37 protein-coding genes are annotated in these 26,236 nt (G+C 44.3%); 35 read left to right on the top strand and 2 right to left on the bottom strand.

Going from position 1 to position 26,236, the window contains the following annotated elements; all coding sequences use genetic code 11:
- The first annotated feature begins 143 nt into the window (after window positions 1-143).
- The 18 genes from NXS07_RS13945 to NXS07_RS13860 all read left to right on the top strand — a co-directional run bounded on the left by NXS07_RS13945 (window position 144) and on the right by NXS07_RS13860 (window position 12,997).
- Window positions 144-476 carry a phage holin, lambda family gene (locus tag NXS07_RS13945; RefSeq protein WP_258086970.1) on the top strand — a complete coding sequence of 111 codons (333 nt, stop codon included), beginning with the start codon at window positions 144-146 and terminating at the stop codon, window positions 474-476.
- Entirely contained in the window at window positions 460-894 is a 435-nt protein-coding gene (locus NXS07_RS13940) for a lysozyme (RefSeq protein WP_038215278.1), read from the top strand. The genes NXS07_RS13945 and NXS07_RS13940 overlap by 17 nt, the downstream gene beginning before the upstream one ends.
- The gene (locus tag NXS07_RS13935; RefSeq protein ID WP_258086969.1) at window positions 891-1,349 is read left to right on the top strand and encodes a lysis protein; all 459 of its coding nucleotides are present in this window, start codon (window positions 891-893) and stop codon (window positions 1,347-1,349) included. Before NXS07_RS13940 ends, NXS07_RS13935 begins: the two co-directional genes overlap by 4 nt.
- 94 nt (window positions 1,350-1,443) lie before the next feature.
- Complete coding sequence (locus tag NXS07_RS13930; protein ID WP_258086968.1) at window positions 1,444-1,944, top strand: hypothetical protein; 501 nt, start codon at window positions 1,444-1,446, stop codon at window positions 1,942-1,944.
- Window positions 1,945-2,233: 289 nt separating this feature from the next.
- The gene (locus tag NXS07_RS13925) at window positions 2,234-2,770 is read left to right on the top strand and encodes a Rha family transcriptional regulator (RefSeq protein WP_258086967.1); all 537 of its coding nucleotides are present in this window, start codon (window positions 2,234-2,236) and stop codon (window positions 2,768-2,770) included.
- Window positions 2,771-2,933: 163 nt separating this feature from the next.
- A complete protein-coding gene (locus tag NXS07_RS13920) occupies window positions 2,934-3,494 on the top strand; it encodes a hypothetical protein (RefSeq protein ID WP_258086966.1) in 561 nt (186 codons plus the stop codon).
- Window positions 3,495-3,601: 107 nt separating this feature from the next.
- Window positions 3,602-4,033 carry a hypothetical protein gene (locus NXS07_RS13915; RefSeq protein WP_258086965.1) on the top strand — a complete coding sequence of 144 codons (432 nt, stop codon included), beginning with the start codon at window positions 3,602-3,604 and terminating at the stop codon, window positions 4,031-4,033.
- Between the two features lie 205 nt (window positions 4,034-4,238).
- The gene (locus NXS07_RS13910; protein ID WP_051875433.1) at window positions 4,239-4,697 is read left to right on the top strand and encodes a terminase small subunit-like protein; all 459 of its coding nucleotides are present in this window, start codon (window positions 4,239-4,241) and stop codon (window positions 4,695-4,697) included.
- A gap of 198 nt (window positions 4,698-4,895) precedes the next feature.
- Window positions 4,896-6,332: a phage terminase large subunit gene (terL, locus tag NXS07_RS13905; RefSeq protein ID WP_258086964.1), complete on the top strand. Its 1,437-nt coding sequence runs from the start codon at window positions 4,896-4,898 to the stop codon at window positions 6,330-6,332.
- 8 nt (window positions 6,333-6,340) lie between these two features.
- A complete protein-coding gene (locus tag NXS07_RS13900) occupies window positions 6,341-7,900 on the top strand; it encodes a DUF1073 domain-containing protein (protein ID WP_258086963.1) in 1,560 nt (519 codons plus the stop codon).
- Complete coding sequence (locus NXS07_RS13895) at window positions 7,863-8,588, top strand: phage head morphogenesis protein (protein WP_258086962.1); 726 nt, start codon at window positions 7,863-7,865, stop codon at window positions 8,586-8,588. The genes NXS07_RS13900 and NXS07_RS13895 overlap by 38 nt, the downstream gene beginning before the upstream one ends.
- Before the next feature lie 2 nt (window positions 8,589-8,590).
- The gene (locus NXS07_RS13890) at window positions 8,591-9,823 is read left to right on the top strand and encodes a DUF2213 domain-containing protein (protein WP_258086961.1); all 1,233 of its coding nucleotides are present in this window, start codon (window positions 8,591-8,593) and stop codon (window positions 9,821-9,823) included.
- A 9-nt stretch (window positions 9,824-9,832) separates the two neighbouring features.
- Window positions 9,833-10,312: a structural cement protein Gp24 gene (locus NXS07_RS13885; RefSeq protein ID WP_258086960.1), complete on the top strand. Its 480-nt coding sequence runs from the start codon at window positions 9,833-9,835 to the stop codon at window positions 10,310-10,312.
- A gap of 92 nt (window positions 10,313-10,404) precedes the next feature.
- Window positions 10,405-11,415, top strand: coding sequence for a major capsid family protein (locus NXS07_RS13880; protein WP_258086959.1), 1,011 nt, complete (start codon window positions 10,405-10,407; stop codon window positions 11,413-11,415).
- Between the two features lie 67 nt (window positions 11,416-11,482).
- On the top strand, window positions 11,483-11,836 hold the full coding sequence (locus tag NXS07_RS13875) for a hypothetical protein (protein WP_258086958.1): 354 nt from the start codon (window positions 11,483-11,485) through the stop codon (window positions 11,834-11,836).
- Window positions 11,836-12,249 carry a DUF4054 domain-containing protein gene (locus NXS07_RS13870; protein ID WP_258086957.1) on the top strand — a complete coding sequence of 138 codons (414 nt, stop codon included), beginning with the start codon at window positions 11,836-11,838 and terminating at the stop codon, window positions 12,247-12,249. The genes NXS07_RS13875 and NXS07_RS13870 overlap by 1 nt, the downstream gene beginning before the upstream one ends.
- 3 nt (window positions 12,250-12,252) lie before the next feature.
- On the top strand, window positions 12,253-12,723 hold the full coding sequence (locus tag NXS07_RS13865) for an HK97-gp10 family putative phage morphogenesis protein (RefSeq protein WP_258086956.1): 471 nt from the start codon (window positions 12,253-12,255) through the stop codon (window positions 12,721-12,723).
- A 67-nt stretch (window positions 12,724-12,790) separates the two neighbouring features.
- Window positions 12,791-12,997 carry a hypothetical protein gene (locus tag NXS07_RS13860; protein ID WP_258086955.1) on the top strand — a complete coding sequence of 69 codons (207 nt, stop codon included), beginning with the start codon at window positions 12,791-12,793 and terminating at the stop codon, window positions 12,995-12,997.
- Here the strand turns inward: NXS07_RS13860 and NXS07_RS13855 are convergent.
- Window positions 12,994-13,275 carry a DUF2622 domain-containing protein gene (locus NXS07_RS13855; RefSeq protein WP_258086954.1) on the bottom strand — a complete coding sequence of 94 codons (282 nt, stop codon included), beginning with the start codon at window positions 13,273-13,275 and terminating at the stop codon, window positions 12,994-12,996. The two genes, NXS07_RS13860 and NXS07_RS13855, sit on opposite strands and share 4 nt — an antisense overlap.
- A gap of 180 nt (window positions 13,276-13,455) precedes the next feature.
- Between NXS07_RS13855 and NXS07_RS13850 the strand changes: the two genes are divergently transcribed.
- The 14 genes from NXS07_RS13850 to NXS07_RS13785 all read left to right on the top strand — a co-directional run bounded on the left by NXS07_RS13850 (window position 13,456) and on the right by NXS07_RS13785 (window position 23,266).
- Window positions 13,456-13,836: a hypothetical protein gene (locus NXS07_RS13850; protein ID WP_258086953.1), complete on the top strand. Its 381-nt coding sequence runs from the start codon at window positions 13,456-13,458 to the stop codon at window positions 13,834-13,836.
- Entirely contained in the window at window positions 13,824-14,309 is a 486-nt protein-coding gene (locus NXS07_RS13845; RefSeq protein ID WP_258086952.1) for a phage neck terminator protein, read from the top strand. The genes NXS07_RS13850 and NXS07_RS13845 overlap by 13 nt, the downstream gene beginning before the upstream one ends.
- 9 nt (window positions 14,310-14,318) lie before the next feature.
- Window positions 14,319-15,770 carry a DUF3383 domain-containing protein gene (locus NXS07_RS13840; protein WP_258086951.1) on the top strand — a complete coding sequence of 484 codons (1,452 nt, stop codon included), beginning with the start codon at window positions 14,319-14,321 and terminating at the stop codon, window positions 15,768-15,770.
- An 11-nt stretch (window positions 15,771-15,781) separates the two neighbouring features.
- Window positions 15,782-16,231 carry a phage tail fiber protein gene (locus NXS07_RS13835; RefSeq protein ID WP_258086950.1) on the top strand — a complete coding sequence of 150 codons (450 nt, stop codon included), beginning with the start codon at window positions 15,782-15,784 and terminating at the stop codon, window positions 16,229-16,231.
- The gene (locus tag NXS07_RS13830; protein ID WP_258086949.1) at window positions 16,231-16,644 is read left to right on the top strand and encodes a hypothetical protein; all 414 of its coding nucleotides are present in this window, start codon (window positions 16,231-16,233) and stop codon (window positions 16,642-16,644) included. Before NXS07_RS13835 ends, NXS07_RS13830 begins: the two co-directional genes overlap by 1 nt.
- 29 nt (window positions 16,645-16,673) lie before the next feature.
- On the top strand, window positions 16,674-16,850 hold the full coding sequence (locus NXS07_RS13825) for a hypothetical protein (RefSeq protein WP_258086948.1): 177 nt from the start codon (window positions 16,674-16,676) through the stop codon (window positions 16,848-16,850).
- 100 nt (window positions 16,851-16,950) lie between these two features.
- Window positions 16,951-17,448 (top strand): hypothetical protein, encoded by a 498-nt coding sequence (locus NXS07_RS13820; RefSeq protein WP_258086947.1) that lies wholly within the window; start codon window positions 16,951-16,953, stop codon window positions 17,446-17,448.
- A gap of 93 nt (window positions 17,449-17,541) precedes the next feature.
- Window positions 17,542-20,049 (top strand): hypothetical protein, encoded by a 2,508-nt coding sequence (locus NXS07_RS13815; protein ID WP_258086946.1) that lies wholly within the window; start codon window positions 17,542-17,544, stop codon window positions 20,047-20,049.
- A gap of 73 nt (window positions 20,050-20,122) precedes the next feature.
- A complete protein-coding gene (locus NXS07_RS13810) occupies window positions 20,123-21,133 on the top strand; it encodes a DUF4431 domain-containing protein (protein WP_258086945.1) in 1,011 nt (336 codons plus the stop codon).
- Between the two features lie 44 nt (window positions 21,134-21,177).
- Window positions 21,178-21,375: a hypothetical protein gene (locus NXS07_RS13805; RefSeq protein WP_258086944.1), complete on the top strand. Its 198-nt coding sequence runs from the start codon at window positions 21,178-21,180 to the stop codon at window positions 21,373-21,375.
- 4 nt (window positions 21,376-21,379) lie between these two features.
- A complete protein-coding gene (locus NXS07_RS13800) occupies window positions 21,380-21,562 on the top strand; it encodes a hypothetical protein (protein WP_258086943.1) in 183 nt (60 codons plus the stop codon).
- 113 nt (window positions 21,563-21,675) lie between these two features.
- The gene (locus tag NXS07_RS13795) at window positions 21,676-22,152 is read left to right on the top strand and encodes a hypothetical protein (protein WP_258086942.1); all 477 of its coding nucleotides are present in this window, start codon (window positions 21,676-21,678) and stop codon (window positions 22,150-22,152) included.
- 134 nt (window positions 22,153-22,286) lie between these two features.
- Window positions 22,287-22,730 carry a hypothetical protein gene (locus NXS07_RS13790; RefSeq protein ID WP_258086941.1) on the top strand — a complete coding sequence of 148 codons (444 nt, stop codon included), beginning with the start codon at window positions 22,287-22,289 and terminating at the stop codon, window positions 22,728-22,730.
- The gene (locus NXS07_RS13785; RefSeq protein ID WP_258086940.1) at window positions 22,727-23,266 is read left to right on the top strand and encodes a hypothetical protein; all 540 of its coding nucleotides are present in this window, start codon (window positions 22,727-22,729) and stop codon (window positions 23,264-23,266) included. Before NXS07_RS13790 ends, NXS07_RS13785 begins: the two co-directional genes overlap by 4 nt.
- Window positions 23,267-23,555: 289 nt before the next feature.
- On the opposite strand, the gene NXS07_RS13780 is transcribed toward NXS07_RS13785, so the two are convergent.
- Complete coding sequence (locus NXS07_RS13780; RefSeq protein ID WP_438818389.1) at window positions 23,556-23,888, bottom strand: Arc family DNA-binding protein; 333 nt, start codon at window positions 23,886-23,888, stop codon at window positions 23,556-23,558.
- A 132-nt stretch (window positions 23,889-24,020) separates the two neighbouring features.
- On the opposite strand from NXS07_RS13780, the gene NXS07_RS13775 reads away from it, so the two are divergent.
- From NXS07_RS13775 to NXS07_RS13765, 3 genes are all read left to right on the top strand, one after another.
- The gene (locus tag NXS07_RS13775; RefSeq protein ID WP_258086938.1) at window positions 24,021-24,197 is read left to right on the top strand and encodes an Arc family DNA-binding protein; all 177 of its coding nucleotides are present in this window, start codon (window positions 24,021-24,023) and stop codon (window positions 24,195-24,197) included.
- The gene (locus tag NXS07_RS13770; RefSeq protein WP_258086937.1) at window positions 24,172-24,972 is read left to right on the top strand and encodes a phage antirepressor KilAC domain-containing protein; all 801 of its coding nucleotides are present in this window, start codon (window positions 24,172-24,174) and stop codon (window positions 24,970-24,972) included. The genes NXS07_RS13775 and NXS07_RS13770 overlap by 26 nt, the downstream gene beginning before the upstream one ends.
- A 247-nt stretch (window positions 24,973-25,219) precedes the next feature.
- Entirely contained in the window at window positions 25,220-26,140 is a 921-nt protein-coding gene (locus NXS07_RS13765) for an ORF6N domain-containing protein (RefSeq protein ID WP_258086936.1), read from the top strand.
- Window positions 26,141-26,236 lie beyond the last annotated feature (96 nt).

The raw sequence follows: 26,236 nt of genomic DNA, 5'->3' as shown, positions 1-26,236 counted from the left end.
GGCTTTTTCACATCTGCAATCCTAACTAATTGAAATTAATCCGATATGGGAATTCCCATAACGACCTCCTATTAACTGAATCACAGGGGCGACCATAGCTCACCCCACGGACGCCCATTGTTCAAATGGGGTGGAATATGAAGATGAAAGAGAATCCTGATTTCTGGATGCATCTGGGTGACTGGCTCATATCGGTAAGAGAGCAAGGCATCTGGGCAACCCTTGCGGGGACGATGGCATTTTTTCGCGGTCGCTATAACGGTGGCGGCTGGGTAAAGGTTTCAATCGACGCCTTTATGTGTGCCATGTTCGCCTGGTTCATACGTGACGTATTAAATTTCATAGGTCTGAATCCTGACTTGGCCTACATCGGCAGTGTGGTGATTGGTTACTTGGGTACAGACTTTATCGGTCAATTGCTGCGTAAGGCGGCAGAGAAAAGAGCGGGGGTATCTTCTGATGAAAATCAGCAATAAAGGTCTGGCCTTCATTCAGCAATGGGAAGGCCTGAAACTAAAAGCCTATCCTGACCCAGCTACGGGTGGTATCCCGTGGACGATTGGTTATGGCCATACGAAAGATGTTAAGCCCGGGCAAGTCATTACCGAGCAGCAGGCCGAAACCTTTTTACACGATGACCTCATACCCGCTTATGCCACACTGGAGCGATTGGTTAAGGTGCCACTGACACAAGGCCAATTCGATGCATTGTGCTCCTTTATCTTCAATTGCGGCAGCGGTAACTTCTCTGGCTCTACTTTGCTAAAGAAAATCAATGCCGGTAATTATGCAAGTGCAGCGGCAGAGTTTCCCCGATGGAATAAGGCGGCGGGTAAGGTGATGAACGGTCTGACTCGGCGTAGGGCATCTGAGCAACAGATGTTTTTGTCATGAGATTCTACGTTATCTGCGGTACGGGAATAGCTCTAGGGATCGCGCTGTATATTGGTGGTTATTACCGCACTGAGTATAAGAAGCAGCTAAGTATCAATGGCGACCAGATAACCGAAATTCAGCAACTGACCGACACCCTCAACTACCAGAACACGCACATTGATATGCTGCATGAGATGGATGCTAAACATATTAAGGTACTCGCCAATGACAAAGCTAAAATTGACACTCTTCTGGCTGATGTTGCCGCTGCTCGTCGCAAGCTGCGTGTCCAAGCCGTCTGTCCCTCCGTGCCTGAAACCGTTGCCTCCGGCAGCGTGGGCGACGCAGGAACCCCACAGCTTACAGAAGCAGCTAGACAAGATTATTACGATCTCCTCCGAATGATGGCGGAGAACGAACGGCAGACTAAGTACTTGCAGGAATATATTAGAAGCCAGAGTAATAAGTACTAAGATATTATATTTATTAATTTTATGATAACGACGGTTGTTTTTTAAAATACGGTTTAATATTGTCTCCTGTTATTTAACCAACAGGAAAACAGCTATGACAAAATATAGTGAATTACAAGAGCGGTTATTAAGATACAGACATGCGGAAAGGCAGTATCAGGAAAGGTTAATCGGGGAGGTTAGTCATTTTCGTTCTGATTTAATTAGATACCTAGAGATTGAAAGTATTGAATTTCAAAATATCGAAACTAATACCTCTGGGATAGTTTTTTTTAGGGATTTATGTGATGGTACATTGAAAGAAAGAGGGCCATCTGAATTTATAAAAGATGGGGCTAATCAGGGGCGGCAAGAATCATTACTATTTGCAGTTAATATTTCCATCTTGGATTTGGATGATAGCAGTTACAATATTTCAAAAGATTTTAAATGTTCATTGCATAAGAAGTCTGAGAGTTTTTACGTCACCCTTATTAATGGCGATAATTACTCTGATATATTATGTCAAAGAAGAAACAATGAAGTTGACTTTACCCCAGTATTTGACGAAATATTTAATAGGTTGATGGAGTCTATCGATCCCACCATATTTTGACTAACCTCAAGAATATAAGATACAAATTTCCACTGTAAGCCATCACATCCTGTGGTGGCTTTTTTATTCCTATACCCATTCCCTTGAGTGGTTAAAGGAATCCCCCATGCCATCAGTTAACGCTGGTGGCATTTTTGTATCTGAGTTCCGCGCACCGCAGCGCATCTTGATTACACCGAACCTTCCTTAGGAATGAGCCTTTGAGGAATCAGCTTTATGGCTGATGCTGCCTCGGTGGGGCTGATTTCCTATGCGGCAAAGGTTCATTACCTAAGCAAGGATAAGCATCATGAATTACCCAACAGTAGTAAACGGAATTGATTTCCGTGACTTGGTTTTTATGTCTGGACAGGAAACTGAAACCGACACATTCAAGGTGGCGAAAGTATTTAAACGAGAACATAAGGACGTGTTACGTAAAACTCGCTCGGTCATTAAGTCATGTTCACCAGAATTTGCAGAGCGCAATTTTACGCTTTGCCATGAAAACAATGAGTTACAGAATGGTAAACCGCAACCCTTTTATCAAATGACAAAAGACGGCTGGATGATGTTAGTTATGGGATTTACTGGTGCTGAGGCTATCCGATTCAAAGAGGCTTTCATTGCTGCCTTTAACTGGATGGCTAATGTCATCAAGAAAAACGCCCACTCAATGGAGCAAGAACGCAATGCTGTCATGCTGGAGTACATGAAAGAAAAAGATGTAGCCAGTATGTCGGGTCGCCTACTGCGTCGCTGGGGTCAAGAGAAAAAGCCGCAGTTATTGCATCGCATTGCTCAGATTGAAGAAAAAGGTCAGATGAAATTGGGCTTCAATGAGTAACGGACACTCAGCCAAACTTTCGGCTTATTGCTATTTCACAAAATTCTCCAAAGCATCCACATCCGGGTGCTTGATAGAGGTTTGTATAGGTTTTGGGCTTCGATCTTTGTTAGAGTGGTTATAAAATCAATCGAAATTAAAACGAAACCTATTGGCGTTTATCATGCAAATCGATATTAACGAATTATTCAAGGATTATGGTATAAACAGGAAAGAGCGGACACAAGAATATCTCCTATTGGAGAAGGTTCATGAAGAGAATAATTGGATTGATTTTTCCCGAGATATTGAAATATCAAACTATATTCCTGATAAATTACAAGAGCAATTCCATCTCTTTTGGACCGAAAGAGGCGCATTTATCCGTGAAAAAATAGCAAATGATCAAGAGCTAACTCGTCTCCTCCGGCTCCTGATGCCCCCGTATAGTGGTGATGGATTGGAATTATTTAGAGGCGAGAATCAGGAGCGCTACCAAAAGGGTGAAATAGGTTTTTGCTGGACAATTAGCAAGGAAAAAGCGGAGCAATATGCTAGAGGATTAAATTCCTATCATTCTGGGGGTGTTTTGCTTAAATGTTTTGCTGCAAAGAGTGCAATTATTGCTGGCCCTCATAATCATAGCGTATACCTTGATGAGTTTGAGCATACTATTGATAGTGCCGCTATAGAGGATATAGACGTAATGGAGTCTTTTCCTATATCTTCTGTATTCACAAAATGACATAGAGTTAACTTATATCTTAAATTGATCCAGTAATTGAGTTTTAATTATCTCACTTGATTAATGAGCCACCTCCGGGTGGTTTTTTGCTATATGGGGAACAAAGCATGACACAGAGTACAGGCACAGCAACATACGACATCACTGTTGGTATCAAATACAACACTGACACACTGAACCAGCTTGAGGCACAACTAAAGCGCATCGCTGAACAAGTGGATCGCATTAACGGTCAGTGTTATTACCCTGGGTGGGATTTGGCAATAAAAATAAAGGAAGAATCAATTAAAACGGGTCGCGTTGGGAGTGATGCCCAAGATGGTTTCAAAGAAACTGTTCCTATAATCAACTACTGGAAGATTGAAATATTCGTTGAAAGTCAAGATATGGCTATCGTTGGATATAGCAAACACGAGCTGCCAGTTAGCGAATATGACAGCGATTATTTAAGCATCCACCAGAACGCTAGTGGAATCGGCACTATCACTATTCCACTGAGTAGAGTTGTCGCCATCAAGTCTTATGCGGTGACTGAATAATTAAAGCGAGGTAAATATGCCTGAGCACCAGATACCACTACATAAGCGTCCCTCTGGATTAATGTTAAGTGCAGCCCTAAAGGAAGAAAGAAAAGCCAAGATGTTACTCAGTATCGTAAAACTAAAACGGTATCACGGACTCAGTAACGACGAACTAGAGCAGGTCATGAAGATGGCATGTGAACTCTCGAAGTAAGGAACGAATATGGGACGACAAAACAAATTAGGTCGCCCCTCTGATTATTTACCGGAGGTGGCTGACGATATCTGCGGATTGCTGGCCGAAGGTGAAAGCTTAAGAAGCATCTGTAAGCGTCCGGGCATGCCAAACAAGGCCACTGTGTTCCGCTGGCTGGCTGAAAACCAAGAGTTTCGCGACCAATACGCGCATGCGCGCGAGGTTCAGGCAGAGACGCTAATTGAGGAAACGCTGGAGATTGCCGATGATTGCATTGCTGATCCTGCGGAAGTTGCTAAGGCAAAATTGCGTGTCGATACGCGCAAGTGGTTCATTACGAAAGTGGCACCGAAGAAATACGGGGAGTTGGTGCAGCAGGAGATTAATCACAGGTCGAGTGACGGCTCAATGACCCCGAACAATACCGACCTCAGTCACCTGAGTTTTGAGCAGTTACTGGAGCTGAGAAAAAATCGGGAAAAGTAGCCCTATTTAACATAATGGCTGTTGCGCGCCCTGGCACTTTTCGTTTCAAGTAAATTGGCTATCCAAATAGTCGAAAACATAAAGTTTCTTCCTAATTTAACGCCTTTTATTTGTTATTGATTTGTTATCAAAAACACGAAAATCATTTCGATGTGATTTTGGTGCGAACGGCTTATTTTTCTCACTTTTGGTGCTGACATGGATATTGATAATGCAATGCTGGATGAGGCTATCGAGCGGGAGATTGCACGACGCAGTTTGCATGAGTTCATCCAGTACATAAACCCCGAATACATCACCAGTGATTTCTCGCGTCAGGTCTGTGCCGCACTGGACGCGTTTCTGCTCGATATGATGGCAGGTCAGCGCCCTATCCTGATATTAGGTGCTCCACCTCAGCATGGTAAATCGGATATCGTTTCTCGCTATCTTCCTGCGTACTTCTTTGGTAAACATCCCGATAAACGTGTGGCGGGGTTGTCATACGGTAAAGATCTTGCCAGTGACATGAACCGCGATGTGCAACGCATCATGATGAGTGACGAGTATCAAAATCTTTTCCCCGCATCGTCATTGAACCCTAAACGGGTTGTTACCGTTGAAACGATGGCAAAGCGTAACAGTGAAGCCTTTGAGATTGTGGGTAACAAGGGATCTTATATCGCGGCGGGTGTTGGCGGGCCATTAACGGGCAAGAAGGTTGATTTAGGTATTATTGATGACCCGATTAAAAATGCCCAAGAAGCATTAAGCCCAACAACCAAAAATGCCATCTGGAACTGGTATGTTTCCACCTTCAAGACGCGCCTGTCGAAAAACAGCGGAGAGATCATCATGGCGACTCGTTGGGCGACAGATGACTTATCCGGCAAGGTAATTGAAATCAGTTCAAAAGCGAAGGTGCTGGCATTCCCTGCTATCAATGAAGCAGGCGAAGCGCTGGTGCCGGAGTTACATCCAATAGATAAACTGCTTGAGACAAAAGTTATCCTTGGTAATTACTTCTGGTCAGCCATGTACCAACAGTCACCGAAGCCCTCCGGCGGCACTATCTTCAAAGAAGACTGGATTAGCTACTATCTACCAAAAGACCTACCGGAGAAGTTCGATAAGGTCATCCATAGCTGGGATATGACATTCAAGGACTCCGAAGGCACGGACTATGTTGTGGGTCAAGTCTGGGGCAAGAAAGGCGCCAATGCCTATCTACTTTATCAGGTACGTGAGCGCATGAGTTTTACGGCCACCCTGAAAGCGGTTAAGAAGATGGCGGAGAAATTCCCCGAAGGTCGTCGTAAGTTGGTGGAAGATAAAGCCAACGGCCCCGCTGTCATTGATTCACTCAAAAGCACCATATCAGGGCTAATACCTGTTGAGCCAGACGGGAGTAAGGTCGCTCGCGCGCATGCAGTTACGGCGGAGTGGGAAGCGGGTAACGTCTGGCTACCAGATCCTGATATTGCCCCGTGGATTAAGGACACTGTGGATGAAATCACGACTTTCCCCGTTGGTGCACATGATGATGTGGTGGATGCCATGACACAGGCATTGCGTGATCTGTATCAGAGGAAACGGGGTATCAGCATGAACCCGGACATCATTAATCAAGCGATGCATTCGCGTATTCGTCGGTAAAAATAATTATGGCAAGAAAAAAACGTCAAGCAGAGAAACGGCGGCGGGGATTTGCGCTGTCTCAATCCATTTTAGACAGGCTGGAATCAGATCAATACGCCCCAACGTCTGACGAAGTGAAAAGCCTCTTCGGTCCAGCAAAAACACTCGGCGCACCGAAAGAGGCTGTCATGGCAATGGACAGCTCTTTGAGTTCATCGGGGGCATACACTCTCATTCAGCATGCGTGGGAACATGGACAAGGTTATGCATTGGGGCCGTCATTTATGGGCTATGCCGCCTTGTCATCATTGACGCAAAACGGGCTAATTCGGGCGTGTATTGAAACAGTTGCTAATGATATGACGCGTGAGTGGATTGAAATCAAAGCAGTTGATACTGATGGTCAGAGTGATGGAACTGATGATAATAAAGCCATTGAAGACGCACTGATTGATCTCAAGGTGAAGGATATTTTCAACAAAGCAGCGGAGTATGACGGCTACTTCGGTGGCTGCATGATTTTCATTGATACTGGCGCTACAGATAATCAATTACTGACGCCACTGGATGTTTCAGAGAAATCAGGAGAACTGAATAATTTCAGGCGTTTTGTGTTGGTGGAGCCTATCAATATCTTTCCGGGCAGATATGAAAGTACGGATCCGCTCAGCTTCCAATATTTCAATCCTGATACATGGTGGATTTTGGGGAAAGAAGTTCACGTATCAAGGCTAATCCGTATTTGTGGCAAAGAAGTTCCAGTGTTGCTGAAACCCTCTTATAACTTCATGGGAATGCCACAGGCGCAATTGCTGTATGACTATGTCATTCATTTTCAGGATTCGCGAGCGGCAGTATCCAGACTGTTAGAGAAATTTTCACTCACCGTTCTGAAAACCGATATGGAAGACATTCTAACCAACCCTCATTCAACCAAGTCGCTTGATGGGCGATTAGCATACATGGCTCGGCATCGCTCTAACGATGGAGTGTTCGCAATCGATAAAGAGATGGAAGATATCGATAAGTTTGAAACTCCTCTGTCGGGGGTGACGGATATTGTTGGCCAGACATTGGAGTTTATCGTCGCAATTAACCGGACACCGGCCGTCAAGTTACTGGGTGTTTCACCCAGTGGATTTAATGCGACAGGAGAGAGTGATATCAAAAACTACAACGACCACGTTAAGAGTCAGCAGGAAAAAGTACTTCGTGCAGGGCTACAAAAAGCGTTGGATATCATTCAAATCGTCAAATTAGGTCGATTAGATAAGTCCGTGAAATTCAATTTTGTTGATTTGAATGAGGATGATGCTAAGTCTACGGCTGAAACACAGAAGATTAAGACCGATAGAGATGTCTCGCTGGTTGACGCAGGTGTTATCTCGGAGAAAGAGGCAAGACGCCGCCTGTCTGTCGATCCTGACAGTGATTATTTCAGCATTGATATTGATGAGGTTCCAGAGGTCAATCATGGGCAAGAAGGCATCGAAAACGGCGCGACCTACACGCCCCAACGCGGGACTGGAGAGGGAGTATTATCGCCGGATGCAGGAGTTAATTCAGGAAATGGCGGATTCGGTTGATTACTGGATATCAGCAGAATACAAACGCCAGCAGCCTAAGATTATCGGTGATGCGTCTCCTGCTAAGGAGTTAAATCGGAAACTGTTCTCGGTGATGGGACGATGGAAAGTAAAGTTTAACCAGATGGCAGAATCCATTGCTGTTTGGTTTGTCAATCGCGCCAATACCTATGCGTCAAATTCGGTAAAAAACAAACTCAGGGTGGACAGTATCACGGTCAATATGCAGGTTACACCGGAAGTACGGAACGTCCTAGATAGCCTGTACGAGCAGCAAGTATCCCTGATTAAATCCATTCCTGAGCAATATCTAACGCAAGTTCAAACGCTGGTGCAACAAAGTGTCGTGAATGGGCGGGATGTCGGTTTCCTGAAAGAAGAATTAAAGAAACGCTACGGTGTGACAGAAAGCCGCGCCAAGACGATTGCCCGTGACCAGAACGCCAAAGCAACCAATGCTATTGCGCGGGAACGCTGCAAATCATCCGGCATCACTGAGGGAATTTGGATACACCGAGCGGGTGGCAGTAAATCCTACCGTGATTCACACATAAAGATGAGCGGTCAGCGATTTAATTTAACCGAGGGGTGCTATGACCCGCATGTGCAACGTCATGTCCATCCCGGTGAATTAATCAACTGTAAATGTGACTTCCGGCCTGTTATTCCTCAAATTGGAAATGGTTAACAATGTCTAAAGAAAAAAACTCTGTCGTCTTTGACGAGGGGAGCCGACGGCGTATTGATGACAACGGCTATCTCCACGTCTCCCAAACGCATCTCACCAAAGAGCAGGTAGTGCCGTATATCGGTCGGGAAATCCCCGGCTGGGAAGATCTGGAATTAGAGCCAGACCGGATGTATTACGGTTATCGCCCCGGGGATGAATTGGAAAAAGCCCAATCAACATTTAACGGTGTCCCCCTCCTTTATATTCATAAACAGGATAGTGCAGGACAGCCATTAAAAGAGCTGCGGGTTGGCTCCATTGGAACAACGCCAGTATGGGACTCACCCTATCTGGATAATGCATTAACCGTGACTGACCAGATGGCGATTGATGCTATTGCGGATGGCTCGCTCAAGGAGCTGAGTTGCGGCTATTTTTTTGAACCCGATTTCACGTCGGGCGAGTTCAACGGTGCTGCCTATGACTTTGTGATGCGAAACATCCGGGGGAATCATGTGGCGCTGGTCAAAGAAGGTCGGGCGGGTCCCGATGTATACGTACATGACGGCTTGCCGTCTCAATCTAAGGTACAAGAGATGTCAGAAGAAAACAAAATTGATAACCCTGATGTTATCGCGAAAGATGATCCGAATGCGGCTCTGCCACCTGAAAACCAGAAGCCAGAGGAATTCGTGATAGATGAAGATTCCGTGAAAGAAAAAATGACGAAATTAGGGCTGGCGACCGATGATGAAGGGGCTGTGCAAGCCTTTATCGGTGGCATGAAGTTTGCGCATGAGCTTGCTGAGGGAGATCCTGCCTCTAATTCTGTCGGTGATAACATTCAGGAAGACCCTAACACGGTGAACAATCTTCCCCCAGAGGAAAAAAAGGAGAATCCAGCCGCTATGGATCGCAAGACTCAAATAACCTTGGACGCCAACACCATTCGTCATCAGGCGGTGGAACAAGCTAAGGCGCATTTCAAGGCACTCAATGAAGCCGGGCAAAAAGTCCGCCCGCTGGTGGGTGAAGTGGATGTGATGGCATTTGACAGTGCCGAAGCGATTTATGCGCACGCCCTGAAAAATAAGGGTTATGACCCCAAGAAATACGACAAGACAGCGTACAAGGGCATGGTAGACGTCTTGGCAGCACAAAAACCGTCGCCATTCGCAACAAATCCGGTGATGGATGCTGCCCCAAGCAGTCTGGAAGGGCCATTCTCAGGCTTGAAACACATCAGAATTTAAGAGGTTATCATGGCATTACAAAAACAAGTCGGCCTGTACTACTCTCCGGCGGTTCCCGGTGACAGGGCAACTCAAAACACGGTTATTTACACGCAGGGCAATCCGAGGTCAGAGGGTGATATCACTATTGGCCATTTCGTCTTTGCTGGCTCTGATCCGTTCAAACAAGTGAAAGCATCCACAACGGGCAAAGATGCGCCTGTGGGCTTCGTTGAACGTATATTGGCGTACTACAACTATAACCTGATATCGTCTGCAACCATGACTATCCCAGCCTATACGGATGTTACTGTTGCGGTTCGGGGTGATTTCTGGTGTGTGCCAACCAATCAGAATGCCGCAATCGGTCAGGCTGTGTTTGCATCCACGACTGATGGCAGTATTCAAACAGGGGATGCAAAAGCTACGATTGACGGTCACGTTAAAACAGACTGGATTGTCAAATATTACGACGCTGACAGTAATCTAGCCATCATTTCTAACTGGTAATTCCTTACCCAATCTTAATTAACTAAATATCCACGCATGATGACACTCTGAAATAACGGGTGGGATTTGTCGTGCGTGTCATGGAGAACAAGATGCCTATATCTTTTGCACAGGCTAAGCAATACGGCTTTGTCTTTAACAGCGCTCGCGAATGGATCACCCGTGACAATATGCCACGACTGATTCAGGATGCTGGGCTAATCACTTCGCCGAATTCCAGCGTACCGGCTGAATTACTGGCTTACGTAGACCCGACGGTTATTGAAATTCTGACGGCAATACGTAATGCCCGCGAGTTGTATGGAGAAGAAAAACGCGGAGACTGGACAACGCCGTATTTCAAATGGCGTATCAATGAAGTGGCTGGTTATACAGCGGCTTATTCAGATTTCGGACATTCCGGTCGGGCTGTAACGAATAATGAATGGCACACTCGCGAACAGTACCGTTATCAAACAGTAATTCAGTACGGAGATCTGGAGACTGATATGGCCTCTGGAGCGAAAATCAATCTAGCCGCAGATAAGCAACGCTCCGCTGCTACCACTATCGATATCGACAGCAATAAGTTTTATTTGTTGGGGGTGGCAGGAAGAGAGATTTATGGTGCCCTGAATGACCCGAATCTCAATCCTGCAATCGCAGCTGCCCCCTCTGGCGAAAAAGGCTCCACCAAGTGGGCGGATAAAAACACACAGCAACGCTATCGGGATATCTTGAACTTGTTTGCGCGCTTGGTTAATCAGACTCAAGGGTTGATTTCTGAAAGTGACGAATTGATTCTGGCTATATCACCAGCATTGCGTGTGCAACTTGGGGATGCTACTGACTTTAACGTTTCTGTTATGAAAATGCTGACGACCTACTTTAGTCATCTCAAGTTGGTCAGCCTGCCACAATTAGGGGGTTCAAGTGGCGAAACCATCCAACTGATCGCCCCTAAAGTAGCAGGGATGGAAACGGGGTTACTGGGCTTCGGTGAGAAGATGCGTGCGGGTCGTATTGTGCCGGAACTGTCTTCGTTCTCACAGAAATTCACAGCAACTACCTATGGCGCAGTAATTCGTATCCCTTCTGCAATAGCCCAAATGACAGGCATGTAATCTATACAGCCAATAATCAAACATTGATGGTCTCTCAGGAGGCCATTTTTTTATGCCGGAGAAAAGTATGTCCAAAGGTAAAACGATTAATGTCCGCCTGAATCACCCGCACGGTATTGAGTTTCCGATGCCGGATGGTAGCAGTGTTGTTTTGAAGGGTAATGCCTTTCATCTACTTGGAGTGGATAAAGGTACACTTCCCGTAGGTCTGTACGGGCAAACAGTCGTAGATGCTGATAAATGGGATTACATCTTAAAAACCTACAGTGAGATGGAAATATTCAAAAACCATCTGTGTGTCTGGGATGAAAAAGAATCAAGCGCCAACGACAAAGCCAGTGAGAAAAAAGAGCTGCGCCACGGTCGTGAGCCAGTAGATACCAGCAAGACTACAACAGAGCCAGCGAAGGAGACTGCCTGATGGCTGTCGTCACATTTGACAGTGGCGGGTTCCTGAAATTGTACCCCCGGTTTGCTGGCATCCTGACCGAAGGGCAATTACAGCAAGCCTTTGATGTGGCCTGTTTGCTGCTTGATAACTCTGATAATTCGATTATCCCCTATGAACCCAACGGCACGCAGGAACGCAAGACGCTGCTGTATTTGCTGACCTGTCATATTGCCACCGTGACATTATGGGGGAATAACGATCAGGCGGGGCCAGCTTCCAATGCATCAGAGGGTTCAGTGAGCGTCTCGTTTTCTGTTCCAGATGTTGCCAATGCCTCATGGTTTAAAACAACACCGTGCGGGCAAATGTACTGGCAGGCGACCCGTAAGTATGTCGTGGGTGGACGATATTCCGCAGTGAAACATTACCATCCGTGGGGGTGAATTATGGCAATCAAAGGCGGCGATAAACTCAAAGCAGCACTGGAGCGTATCGCCAGAACACCCAGTATTCAGGTGAATGCGGGCGTGTTAGCGGGGGCGACTAATGAAGATACTGGGGAACCTATTGCCCCCTATGCTGCCGCGAATGAATTTGGTACACGTAATATTCCGCCCCGCCCCTTTATGCGCAGTACCATCGCTAATAAATCGGGTGAATGGGGTCAGCTCATCGGCGCTCAGATTCGCGGACGGTTGCAGGAAGCTAGTGGTATTGAAGCGGCATTTAATACCTTGGGTATGATAATGGCATCGGACATTAAGGACAGTATCGAGCAATCATTGCCGCCCCCTAATGCCCCGGCAACGGTAGCAGCAAAAGTACGCAAAGAGCGGGCATCACCGAATCAGACTCTGGTTGATTCCGGCAGCTTGCAAAGGGCGATTGATTACGAAGTTATTAAAGGTGGGGAATAAAAGAAAAAGAGGAGAAATCCCCTTTTTAAACCCGACACCGAATTCAAACCAATGAACTGAGGTTATTATGAAATTTGAAGAGTTAACATTTGATTCACAACAAGCAGCACGGGAAGTATTGGCTGATATGTTGAAGACCAAGTATCAGCAGATATTTGATTTACCGGACAGTGAAGCGCGATATTTAGGCCACAGGGTGAGAAAAGCATTCGTGGCCTTGGAAAGCGAAGAGCCTAGTGTAGAGAGTGACGCAGACTGCTCAATTCCAGATTAAATTTTTTTTAATCCAATCCATGACCTGTTTTTAGCTTCGGTTACCAGCACTGATGGATCTTTCTTTACTGATTTAGCTACATCGTATGCCAAATCTCGAACATCACCACAATTTCTGGTGTCAGAGCTGTAATCATATTCCGCTGATGGAAGCTCATAATTTCCTCTTTCACCTAAAGTTGTCTTCCTAAAACCCTTGGTCTTCATTTTGTCATAAAGGGTTTCGTAATCTGAACTCGTTGCATTGTGAAGCTCTATACGAACAGTAAAGTCTGCCATTTTCCCATTCCTCATTTTGATTGTGGAACAACCACGCTATCAGTTTTGCTTGATTGCGGTAAGTGAGGAACCACCTCGCCTGATGTGGTTAAACATGCAGGCAATACAGGAAGCAGAAGAGAACAAATTACACTTCAGAAGGTCGCATAAGCGGCCTTTTTTGTACCTAAAAGGTGAAGAATGATTACCGTCAGAAATATCGCCAACAACCTCATTACTACTGTTAACCCCAACATTACCGCCGTTCTGGTCGTTAACAACGGTTACACCATTGATGAGGCTGGGGATCAAATTCCCGATTACTCAGAGCATGACATTATCGTGCAGTTACAAAGCCTGAGTACACGGGACTTAGATCATCTCGGTGTTATCAACCAACAAGGGCAGTTCATCTATGCCTACGCCAGAGGGCAAATCTCAGCGTTGCGCAGAACGAAAGATAAAGGTTCTGACAAGATGAAATTTGCTGCTTATGGTGAGGAAGAAGCGTCCGAATGGAATGTAACCCAAGTCATCGAGTCGTACCCGACGTGGGTTAAGGTGCTGCTATGGCGACAATAACGGTAACTCACAGGGATATATTTATTGAGTTACGAAAATACCTCATTGAGTTATTCCAGTGTGATGTGGTTCAGGGCTATCAAAACGGCGTCCCTGTTCCCAAAAACGGCATTGTGATGCACGTCCTGTTTGAGCGTGATATTGATTATATCGCTAATTATTACCATCACGAATCGTCAGAAATCACGGCGCAACGTTCGGTAGAACTGACAATACAGTTAGATTTTTACGGAGTGGACGCAGATTCACGGGCGCGGGTGGTGGCCAATCTGTGGCAGTCCAGTTACACCACGGCTCGCTTGAATAAATGCCAGCCACTTTACAGTGAGCAGCCCAAGAAGAATGTGTTAGTCAATGAAGCGGCGCAATACGAAAACCGCGTCATGCTCGAAATCAAACTGCAATACAACCCCGAAATAACCTACTCAATCGATAGCACTGACAAATTCTCTATTGATATCAACACTATTTAAGGTGAACTCATGAACACTATTCCGGCGAGTGATATCGTCAGTGTTCTGCCCGGTGTCGTTGGCACTGGCGGAAATCCACTGGCATTGAACGCCCTATTTATTACCAAAAGCACACCAAGCTCCATGCTGGGGGTGAAGGCATTCGGTTCTGCCGAACAGGTTGCTGAAATCTTTGGGACTAAATCCAAAGAACACGAAGCGGCACAGGTTTATTTTGCCGGATTTGTTGGCTCAACATCCCGACCTGAAACGTTGTATATCGCATCTATGATGACAACCAATCAGGCGGCAAAACTGGTCGGCGGCAAAGTGCCAACCAGAGATTTTAACCACATTCCACAGGGACTGGAGTTGGATATTGACGGTAAGAAGCAGACGGTCGCAATCACGCCAGCCGATATCAAGAGCTATTCAGCACTGGCAGAGGCGGTATCTGCATCATTGGCGAAGGCGGGCACCTGCAAATATGACGCAACCAGCCGCACGTTTACCATTGAAGGTGCAACAAAAGGCAGTGCCGGCACTATCGGTTTCGGTTCTGGCGATTTGGCTGAGTACATGGGGCTGACAGAAAAAACCGCACAGAAAAACGATGGTATCAATGCTGACACTATCGATGAGCTGATGCCGCGCATTACCAAAGTCGTCAGTAATTTTGTCTCCATTATGGCAATTGGTGATTTCAGTTCCGACGAGAAATTGGCTATTTCCAGATGGGTGACGGTGCAAAATGACCGATACGTGCATGTGCTGTATTCCAATGGTGAGCTGGTGGCATTGGAGGCAATTTCAACAGCTATCCGTGAATCAGAGATTGGCGGCACTTGCCTGATGTACGGCAATCATACGCACGGCGCATTTGCCTGTACCTATGCGGCATCGTTGAATTTCAATGAGCTGAACGGCCGCGCAACATTCGCGTTCCGTCGTCAGGAGGGATTGACTCCGACTGTAACCGATAAGGCGCTGGCTGATGAACTGCTACGGCTGAGATTTAACTTCTACGGTGCTTACGGCACGGCAAACGACCGATTTGTCTTTGTGAATCAGGGTTCGATCTCCGGCAAATTCAAGTGGATGGATAGCTACATCAATCAGGTCTATTTGAACAGTCAGTTGCAACTGGCATTAATGACGATGCTAACCAGCTTCAAGAGCCTCCCCTACAACGAAGTAGGGAAAGCTATCCAACGCGCAGCTATCCAAGACCCGATTAACCAGATGCTGAACTTCGGTGCTATTCAGCGTGGTATTACTCTGTCCGAGCAACAGAAAGAACAAATTAACATCGAGGCGGGTTTCGATGCTGCCGCACAAATAAACGCCGAGGGCTGGTGTCTGCGTATCGGTGAGACCTCCGCACAGACTCGCGGATTACGTGAATCTATGCCGCTGAAACTCTGGTATGCCGATGGTGGCAGCGTCCAGAAAGTCGAACTCCCCTCAATTAATGTCCAGTAAGGAGATGAATCATGACAATGGGGCACAATCCAAACACAATTACCTCTGCTAACTCGGTATTAATGCTGCGTTGCAAAGGGGTTTATGACGATTACGTGCAAATTCAGGGTTTTCAGGCTGACAATGCATTGGAATTTAGCGAAATCACTGTTGGGGAAAGCCGTATCGGGGTGGATGGTAAGCAGTCTATCGGCTACCTCCCCCACGAAACGCAATGGACACTGTATTTAGAGGCGAATAGCCCATCAACGCAGATCATGGAAAACATCCGCAAGGATTTTAACTCCAATATGGAAGCACGCTATATCGACATTGTTGTCGAAATTCCTTCCATCAAAAAACGCTATTCCGCCACGGGCGGCCTTATCAGTATGTCGGCTGGCCCGAGCATTAAAAAACTACTTGACGGAACCAGCTACAAATTCAACATGATTACGAGTGGCGCAGAGGAAATCGCATAATGTCTACATTGAACTCTAAAACAATCACTATCGAATCAGGCCGCGATGCAGGCAAGATATTTTTCATTACTGAGATGCCCATTGTTAAGGCCGACAATTGGGCAATGCGCGCCCTGTTCACGATTGCTAATGGCGGTATCGATATCGGTGATATTCGTCCTGAAATGGGCATGATGGGCATGGCGCAGGTGGCGGTTAAAGCATTGTCTAGCATTCGGGCGGAAGATGGCATTCCGCTGCTGGATGAGTTACTCGACTGTGTGCAAATCGTCCCCTCTGGCGGCAATGCTCGTGCTATCGAATTTAACTCTGATATCAAAGATGTTAAGACGATGTTTGTGCTGCGAAAAGAGGCTCTCGCTATCCACATCGATTTTTTAACTCAAGGCGGTGGGTCAGACTCGAAAAACTAAGAGCTGGCCTACCGCTAAAAGATGGCGTTGTGGCCGAACCGAGAAATGTCTCCAGCATTGTGTATCAGGTCGTCACATCGGGACATGCAACCTATCATGACCTATCCACGATATACGGCCTCGAAAGTGCGCTGAACCTGATTGAAATACATCAGGTCAGCGAATACAACAAGCGCTTGATAGAGGAACTGAGCGAGTCTGATTGATTTTCTTTTCCTCTGGCCTTTGCAAACGTGGGTTTAGTCAAATTAAATTAATTATATAGGTGATAGAATGAGCGTTTTTAACTGCAACGAAGGAAGATTTATGACAGTCACCTACGTAGATATACGTGAAAGAAAAAAAAAGGTTGAAAAAGCCCAGAATGAGAGAATTAATTTAATTTACTCTGAGGCTGTTGCTTTAGTTAATGCATATAAAAATTCACTGGAGATTGAAAGTGATGCATGGTTGGATTTTGACGGAATACCACAGCCTTATGTCATGACAGGTCTGATCTATGGTGAGAATTTCAGAAAAGCGGGACTGACAAGCATTGAGTTGTCCTCTGATTATGCGATTAATTTTACCATAGCAACTGTGGTTGATGACTCTAATAGAGGTGGCGACACTGTATTGGTCAATATAAGTCTATTTGTTGATGATAATGTTGTCACAGTGATTGTTGGCAATGAAGAGCAAGAATATCCAATCATTGATGGCAATCTGGTTAATATATGTAATGCCATCAAAGATCAGGTTTTATTCGGTATCGACGACCCAAACTTAATCAGCAGAAATAGAAACGGGTTTGATATAACTTAATAGTCAATGCGTAAATGAGGCTACTGCTTGGTGGCCTTTTCTTTACCTAAATCTACCGCCTAGTGCGGTTTTTTTACGCCCAAAGGAAAGCTAATGGCTACTCTTGTCGATACATTGCTTGTTGCGCTAAAGCTGGATATGTCCGGCTTTGCCAATGACGCAAACAAAGCAATCAGAGCGCTTGATGACCTGTCTAAAAAATCGGATGGAGCATCTACCGCAGTAGTGAAACTGTCTGACGGAGTTGATGAGGCCGCAGACAGTACCAACGATCTAAACCAGTCCAATCAGGAACTGACTAAATCGACTGAGACCGTGGGTAAGACAGCCAAAAATACATCCAGTATGGTACTGAGTTTCTCTGACAGGGTCGGCGGTGCTTCTGACAGTGTTCAGGATTTAAATAAATCAATCAACGGTGCGGTCAAAGCACTCGCGGGTTTATTTACCACTATTTTTGTTTCCAGCGGTCTCGCTAAATTGGTTAGCGACGTATCACGCTCGAATGATCAGTTGTATTTCCTGAGCAAGAACCTCGGCATGAACGCGGAAACCATCAAGAAATGGCAGAACGTCGCTGAAATGTCCGGTGGCAGCGCTGACGGCATGGCGGCCACAATGACCAATCTCAACAAGTCGCTGTGGGATTTGGTCACAATGGGCGATGCGTCTATCCTGCCCTTCTTTAATGCACTCGGTATCGGGGTAGTAGATTCCTACGGCAAGATTCGCAATCTGGATGACATACTACTGGACATGGCGGATAGTTTATCTGCTATGGAGCGACCACAGGCATACAATATTGCTAAGAACATGGGGCTGGATGAGGGAACCATCAACACTCTGTTAGAGGGTCGTGATGCTATTCAGAAGCGGCTGGATGCTCAAAAGAACTTAGTTATCTCCACCAAAGAAGAACTGGAGCTAAACCGCCAACTCAGGGAGCAGAATGCGGTACTCAGTCAGCAATGGGAGGGGCTGAAAACCATTGTGGCTAACTACCTGATTCCGCGCTTGCTCAAGCTGTCTACGATGGTGAGCGGGTTTTTGGATTATTTGAATAAACATAGAGATACCGCGCTCAACCTATTTAAGGTGCTTTCTGTCTTTCTGACAGCAGCCCTTATTCCTGTTCTCTGGCGTGTTGGTGCGGTTATGCTGGCGGCATTTGCTCCATTGCTTGGTACAACCGGATTAATTCTTGCTCTTGCTGCTGCACTTTGGGTGCTTTATGACGATTACCAGACATGGAAGAAAGGTGGCGATTCTGTACTAAATTGGAAAGATTGGGATGAATCAATAACGTGGATTCTAAAGAGACTTGATGAGTTTGGAAAATGGTTCAAAGATACCACTATCGGGAAATGGTTTACTGATTCCAAGGGTGATCTGGACGGATTCAAATTAACTCTTGGAGGACTGGCCTTATTCTTAGGTGGGCCTTGGTTAGCTGGAATTCTAACGTCATTGACTCTGGCGGGATTAGGCTTACTCAGGTTCTTTGGGTTGCCGGGCGCACTGCTTGCAGGAGCCATCTGGGCATTCAGTGAGCTAAAATCCAAGATTGATAACTTTGACTGGGACTCACTTGCTGAAAATACAGCCAAAGGAAGTGTTAAGGCGGTAGAAGCTATCATAACAGCCAAGAAATTAATGAATGCTGGATCAGCCTCGGAACAAGGCCAAATACTGCTGGATTCAGCAAAGTCTTTGCCCGAAGTAAAACTGATTACGGAGGCAGTGAAATTTGGCTCAAACACCTTATCAAACAATACGGATAAGCAAGGTCGGGTCAACTGGTCTGGTGTAGTAGGAAGTACCGTTGATTCATTCAAGAAAGCTGCAAAGACCGCCGCTAACGCTGCAAAAAATAAACCTAAGTCATTACCTGAAACTCAAAAAAGTAATACCAGAGGAGAACGTAACAACAACCCTCTTAATATGGAGTTTGCCAAGCAAAAAGGCGCAACAGTAGAAGATCATCCTGAAAAGCGCTTTGCTAAATTTAACACTCCTTATGAAGGGGTGGAGCGTACTGCTCGGCAATTGCGGCGCTATTCCAATGGTCAAACTACAGGGAAAAAGCTGCAAACGGTTGAAGATATAGTATCTACTTGGGCGCCTCCTGGTGGAAAAGACAATAACCACACAGAGGATTATATTCAAAGAGTTGCTCAAAGATTAGGATTGGGTCGGAGCGACCGCTTAGATTTGAACAACCATGATCTCATGTATTTACTAATGAACGCTATGAGTCAGGAAGAAATAGGCAAACCGTTACCTTATTCCAAGCAGCTTGTCATGGCAGCAATCAAGGGACAGGGAGATCCAATGGTTAATTTGTCAAAGAACATTAGTGCGTTCTCTGAGACTATATCAAAACCACTTGTGCCCAATATGGATGTGAACGCATCGTCTCAGTTTCTGTCTCAGACTAATAAGATCCAATCCATGCCTACGACTGGTGCGACTAATATCAAAGTAGATATGAATGGCGATGTTATAGTTCATTCAAGTGCAAGCACAATCACTGGAACTGTTTCAGATGGAACTGAGGCTATCAGGACTAATCTATCTCAAATAATTCCGTCAATGGGATAGATTGATTTTTCTGTATTTTGTTTGAGCGGTGGTTATACTTGAAGCAAGTTAATCATTGTGTGAGACATCAAGGATGTTAAAGAAAATTGCTGTCACTCTGTTTCTGGTATCTGCCACCGCCAACGCCGCTAGCTTTGATTGCTCTAAGGCGACAAGTAAAGCTGAAAAGCTAATCTGTTCTACTCCGGCACTGTCTCAAGCTGACGATGCGCTGTATGTCGATTATCTCCAAGCAAAAGTTGTCACTGGCAATAGTGACGACTTCAAAGCTTTGGTTAAGCAGAACTGGAAACTGCGCGAAAAAAACTGTGATACGGACGAATGTTTACTTGGTTGGTATAAGAGATCTACGGAACTGTATAGGCAGATTGTTGGAAATTCCCGAGCCGATAATCCCCATGCTATTAATTTGCAATATTCCAAGCTGGTTACTGTAAGTGGGCTTCTTACGACAGTAGATGGTGATGATGAAGGATTGCCGTATAGTTTAAAAGACATGCCAGCTATAAAGCTTGATTCCCCTGTAAATGTAATTGCACCACCAGATGAGGAGGAGGGTAGCGAAAAAATAACAGAAATGGGAGTGGGTATAATGCAGTTGGCTATGAATAATAATGGAATGATAGAAAAATTCAGGCAGATGAAAGGACAAAAAGCCAGAGTTATGTGTAACTTATATCATTCCCACACTGCACATCATGTAACACCTGTTGTTTGTGATGTAGAGAGGATAACTTCAACTAAGAATCAGCCAAAACAAACTAATGATCTAGTAACACAACCAGTAAGTAGGAAAAAGAGCTTAGATGATTTCTTTAGAGACAATCTATCACTTAGTGGTTTTTATGTGAAACGAGCTATTAAAAATCAAGCTGCCGGAGTATCTATAATGGATGCCATGACCTCCACAGACTCATCAAAAAGCAAGCTAAAAATCACCAGCGACCAACTAAATACCAATGGTTATGAGTATGCGAAACTTGCCGTTCGACAACTTCAAGAATTATGTTCTATGGGAATGGCAACAATGCACAGTCTCAAAGATGCTGATTGTGCTTCAATAATGTCATATGTGGAAAAATAGCTTATAGCAGTAAAAATACTAATCATTAATAATGGAGTATTAGAATGCGTATATTATGGCTTGCAGTAATTTTTTGCTCTATCTTTGGGGTTGCAGCGGGATTATTACCAGCGCTAACTATGGCTGAAAGCGCACCACAAGAAGCAGCGGGGGCGGCTATTGCAGTGGCGTGTGCCGTAGTACCTTACTGCATTGCTCGCGCAGTAAGTATGTTAAGCGGAAATTCAAAAAAGGACGATTGAAGCGATGATGGGTGGTCTTGATTTGCCTGAATTTTGGATTACTGCCGCTTTGATTGGTCTGATCCCAGCGGCGTTAGCTAACTCTAAGGGTCGAAATTTTTTCGCATGGTGGGTATACGGAACCCTTCTCTTTATAGTTGCCTTGATTCATGCTTTTGTATTGGACAAGATAGATAAAAAGAAATAACAGGATTGTTGCGAAACAGCCATCGTACAATAGCCCCTTCGGAGCTTTTCCCTCATCTTCTTTAACCATAGCTATTATACTTAAGCCAAGTTGACCAATGTAAGAGGTAGTAAATGCTGAAGAAGATTGCTTGTATAGCCACCTTATTTGCTTCAATGGGAGCCATTGCTGATAACGGAGTTTATGTTAGTGATAATGGCAAACTTGATATTCGTAATGGGAGCTATTTTTGTGGTATTTATCCAAGTGGGGTATTAAGCAATTTTAAAGAATTCCCACCCGGTCACTTCCCACGGGCTATGTTAAGAATCGAGCATGATGAAGAGGGAAAATATCTAGTTACGGATCTTCATCCAAACATACCGATGAGTGCTAAGCCATCCCCATCTTGGGGTAGCTTTGGCGCAACGGTTAAGCTTGAATCTAGTAGTAATAATTCCGTGAAATATAAAGAGTATGTGAACGATAGTAACTATGCATTCCTTATAGGCAGTGAAAAGCTGGGTATGATGGCAATTTTAAGCACAGATGACGCATTTAGCCCTATAAATGCAGTGTTAGGAAAGTGCGAAAAGATGAATAGTTATTGATAGCTGCCTAGCGCGGCTTTACATGATTTTTGTAACCCTCTTCACACTTTCTGGATGTGCTGATCAAATAATCAGTAACACCTATCATTGACTGAGTGGTTAAATGTGAGAAATGTTTAACATTGGGTGATGTTATGGAAGTTAAAGAGAAAATCGCTACGGCGTTTTGTACTCTTGGGCCTAGGGAGGATGTAGATACTAAGTTCCTAGTCCCAATAATCACAAAGGTATTGAATAGTTTTCCAGATTTTAAATGCATACATGTAGCTGTGAGCTTGGTAGGGTTAAAACAAGGCAAATCCTATCGATTATTTATAGATATTCTCCATAATGGAGAAAGTTGCATAAAATTTGATGAAAATCCTTACGGTGGCGATGGGGAAGAATTTATCGCTGATTATATCAAATTACCGAAGAATCAAGTCTCTGCTACTTTCAATGCCATATTTGACCATATAGAAATCGCGGAAGCTGGTATCTATGAAATAAAAGTGAAATTAAACAATGGCGAGAAGCAGTTGATTGACGAAAATTCTTACTATTTTGATGTAATTGATACAAAGGATTACAAACAATGACAGTACAGAGACACCTAACATCCGTAAAAAATGATGTTGTGACTGAAAATGCCGGAAATAAATCTTGGTATAATCATGGTGGAAATGGTGGAGGTGGAGGTATGGAATCACGAGTAGCAAGGCTTGAATCAGACGTTGAACATATCAAAACTACCATGAACGATATGAAGTTTGATCTAAAAACAGTCACCAGTGATGTCGGCACAATGAAGACTGATGTTGCCTTAATATTACAAAAGATAGATAACCTCTCTTCATCTGTAGAGAAGAAAGCAAATAATACCGACGTAGCTTTGATACTACAGAAGATGGGTGACATTTCTTCGTCCGTAGAAAAGAAAGCAAGCTCTGATCAGGTGACAGAACTTGACAGCAAAGTTTCAAAAAGACCTACAGAAGAGCAAGTGGAACTGAAAATCTCAAAAGTAGATAAAAAAATTGATGGCCTTAAGGTGTGGTTTTTGACCTTATTGCTGTTTTCAATAGCAATGCCAGTCATCATGTTTTTGCTAAACCTCTACATGAGGAAGCCATAAACAGCCCCATCACGGGGCTTTTTTCTTTAAAATCAAAATCATCCAAACTTGGATAATGCCTTACCTATCGATATGCAAAAATGCACATCGCTTATTAAAACGAACTGGACAAATCTGCATATTTTCTTTCTTAAATACCGAGATAACATTAGTTTAAATTTTGAGCGGAGTGTAAATTTACACTCTGGATATTTTTCAATGAGTTAGTTCATTATCTTGACCTAAGTGGGAATTCCCGCTTAGCCCTACCGCCAAATTTGTCGGTAGCTGGATAACCAATTGATAATACCTACTTGGCTTTTTTGTTGGTGGAATTTTCTTCTTGAATTTCATCAATAAGATCATTTAGCTCATCAATTTTTTTCTTTATGCCTTTCAGTAGCATCCCGTTATCTTTATCCGGATATTTGGCAACAGATATTTGCGTATCGAATCCACCACCAAAGCCTGTATTGTCAGAGAGATATATTTCATCTTCTTCAACCCATGTAGGGCGAATGTTCATTGCAAATTTTAACATTTCAATGAGTTCTGAATTCATTGAACGCCCATTTTTCTTCGCTCTTTCGGCAATAGCATCACGCATTCCATCAGGAAAGCGGAGATTGAACTTGTCTTGCATTTGACTTGGATACTTTGCCACTTTTTTTACTTCCTCGCATGGTAATAAAAATATTGTAGGATTAACTTGACACCATACGCAATGGTGTTAAATTAATATCAATGGTGTCAAATTAATCCCAAGGAGATAAAAATGAAAGATGCCCTGTACACAGAAAGAGCTACAGAAAAGTACAATCTACGCTTACCAAAGCGGGTTAAAGACTACGTTGAACTGAAAGCAAGGGAAGAAGGAGTGTCTTTGAACTCAGCAATTATTCAAAGGCTTGTATGGAGTATTAATAATGAAAAAAGAATGCATGGGCAGTAAAAGTGAAACCTCGAAGGGTACGACCAACGAGGCTTCAATAACGTTAAATATGTACAAGGAAAATAACGCTATGAAAATTCTAGCACCTGCAACACAAGCTGTCACTATGTCGAGCATTGAGATTGCCGAACTGGTAAATAAACGCCATGACAACGTTAAGCGAACCATTGAAATACTGATTAAAAGAGGTGTAATTACTTCTCCTCAAATTGAGGAAAAGCCCACTACTGGTCGCCCCGTAACATATTACCTGTTTAAAGGTGAGCAAGGAAAACGTGGCAGCATTATTGTGGTTGCTCAACTATCCCCTGAATTTACCGCTCGTTTAGTTGACCGCTGGCAGGAACTGGAAAACAAGCTGTCTCAGCCTCAGATCCCCCAATCATTACCAGAAGCACTTCGCTTGGCTGCTGACTTGGCAGAGCAGAATGCGGAACTTGAGCACAAGGTTGAAGAAATGAAGCCGGATGTTCAAGCACTGGAGCGTATCGCAAAATCAGACGGTTCTATGTGTGTTACTGATGCCGCGAAACAGTTACAGGTTCGTCCCAAGGTTCTTTTTGACTTACTGAAAGAAAATCATTGGATTTATCGTCGTATTGGTTCGGATGTGTGGACTGGATATCAAGACAAGATTCAGACTGGCTATCTTGAACATAAGGTAACGGTAGTCATGAAAAATGATGGTAGCGAAAAAACGACAACACAGGTTCGCATCACTCCGAAAGGCATTTCCAAACTGGCTAAGATGTTGAGTGTGGATAAAGCAGCGTAAGGATTTGGAGGCCAAGGATGGCTGAGGGATAGTTAAATTATCACATTACGTTATTAATGCAATCGATTAGCTCGCTATAAATTTGATTTACGAAGCACTTCCCAAATTCACAAAGGTTATCTTTACAAAAAGTTACAATCACGCGATAAATAGTGTCGTTCCATCACTGTAAAACGGTGAAGCCCCCAACTATTACCAGTAGTCAGGGGCTTCAATAAATCGTCTACCCTAGGCATAGGAAGTAAACATGTTAAGTATACCAGTTAATGAATTAACTAAAAGTTCTAATTCAGTACAAAGCATGACCGCTATCATGCATAACAGCATTCCAGTGATCACCACTGAGTTATTAGCTGGAATGTATGGAACTGATGTCGTACGCATTCGTCAAAACCATGCCAGAAATACCGATAGATTTTATGAAGGTAAGCATTTTTTCATTATCAAAGGCAAGGAATTACAAGAGTTTAAGAACAGAGTATCTTTAAGCTACTCTGTTGCAAATAGTGAAGTAGTCGGTAAGCGCGCCAGAAGTTTAACCTTATGGACAGAACGCGGAGCCGCCCGACACGCTAAGATGCTGGATACCGATCAGGCATGGAACGTTTTTGAGGCTCTGGAAGATTTTTACTTCAACCAGAAAGAAGCCGAGCCAGTTGTAGCTAAAACCACAGTCCAACAACGGAATCCCTTAAAGAACGCTATTAACCTTCTGGTGAGCAAGAAAGGCATCATGTACCCAGAGGCTTACTCACTCGTTCACCAGCGATTCAATGTAGAGCATATAGACGAACTGACAGCCGATCAGTTACCACAGGCTATAGAATATGTTCACAAGATGGCGCTAGAGGGTGAGTACTTGGGGAAAGAGGAACTATCTGTTTCAGAAGTTAAACAGATATCCGACGACGATTTGCAAATCCTATGCTGGCTATGGAAATACTCAATTGATATGGCTCACTATATGATTGATGTAGAACCATTACTCAGCATTGCAGGGCATAGGCTTGCTGGTGCATATGCTGAACTCCCGAACAGAGCCATTAGAAAATCCAACGAAGCACGTCGCATTCTTGAGAAGGCAACGGAACATATTCAAATTAAGACTGTTCAGATGGATAACTGGCGGATACTACATAGTCTGAGAATTCCTAGCTGCCCACTCTAACCCCAAGCCACGGATGGCTTTGAATGAAATTTATGACAGGCGATTAATTAATCAAATAGTAAAAAGAAAATACCCGCTGTAGTGTGTGCTAGACAA

Origin of the sequence: Xenorhabdus bovienii, from assembly GCF_024721015.1 — a bacterium.
GTDB lineage: Bacteria > Pseudomonadota > Gammaproteobacteria > Enterobacterales > Enterobacteriaceae > Xenorhabdus > Xenorhabdus bovienii.
The sequence above is the reverse complement of the archived record's forward strand: the minus strand, read 5'-3'. Positions and strand labels throughout refer to the sequence as shown.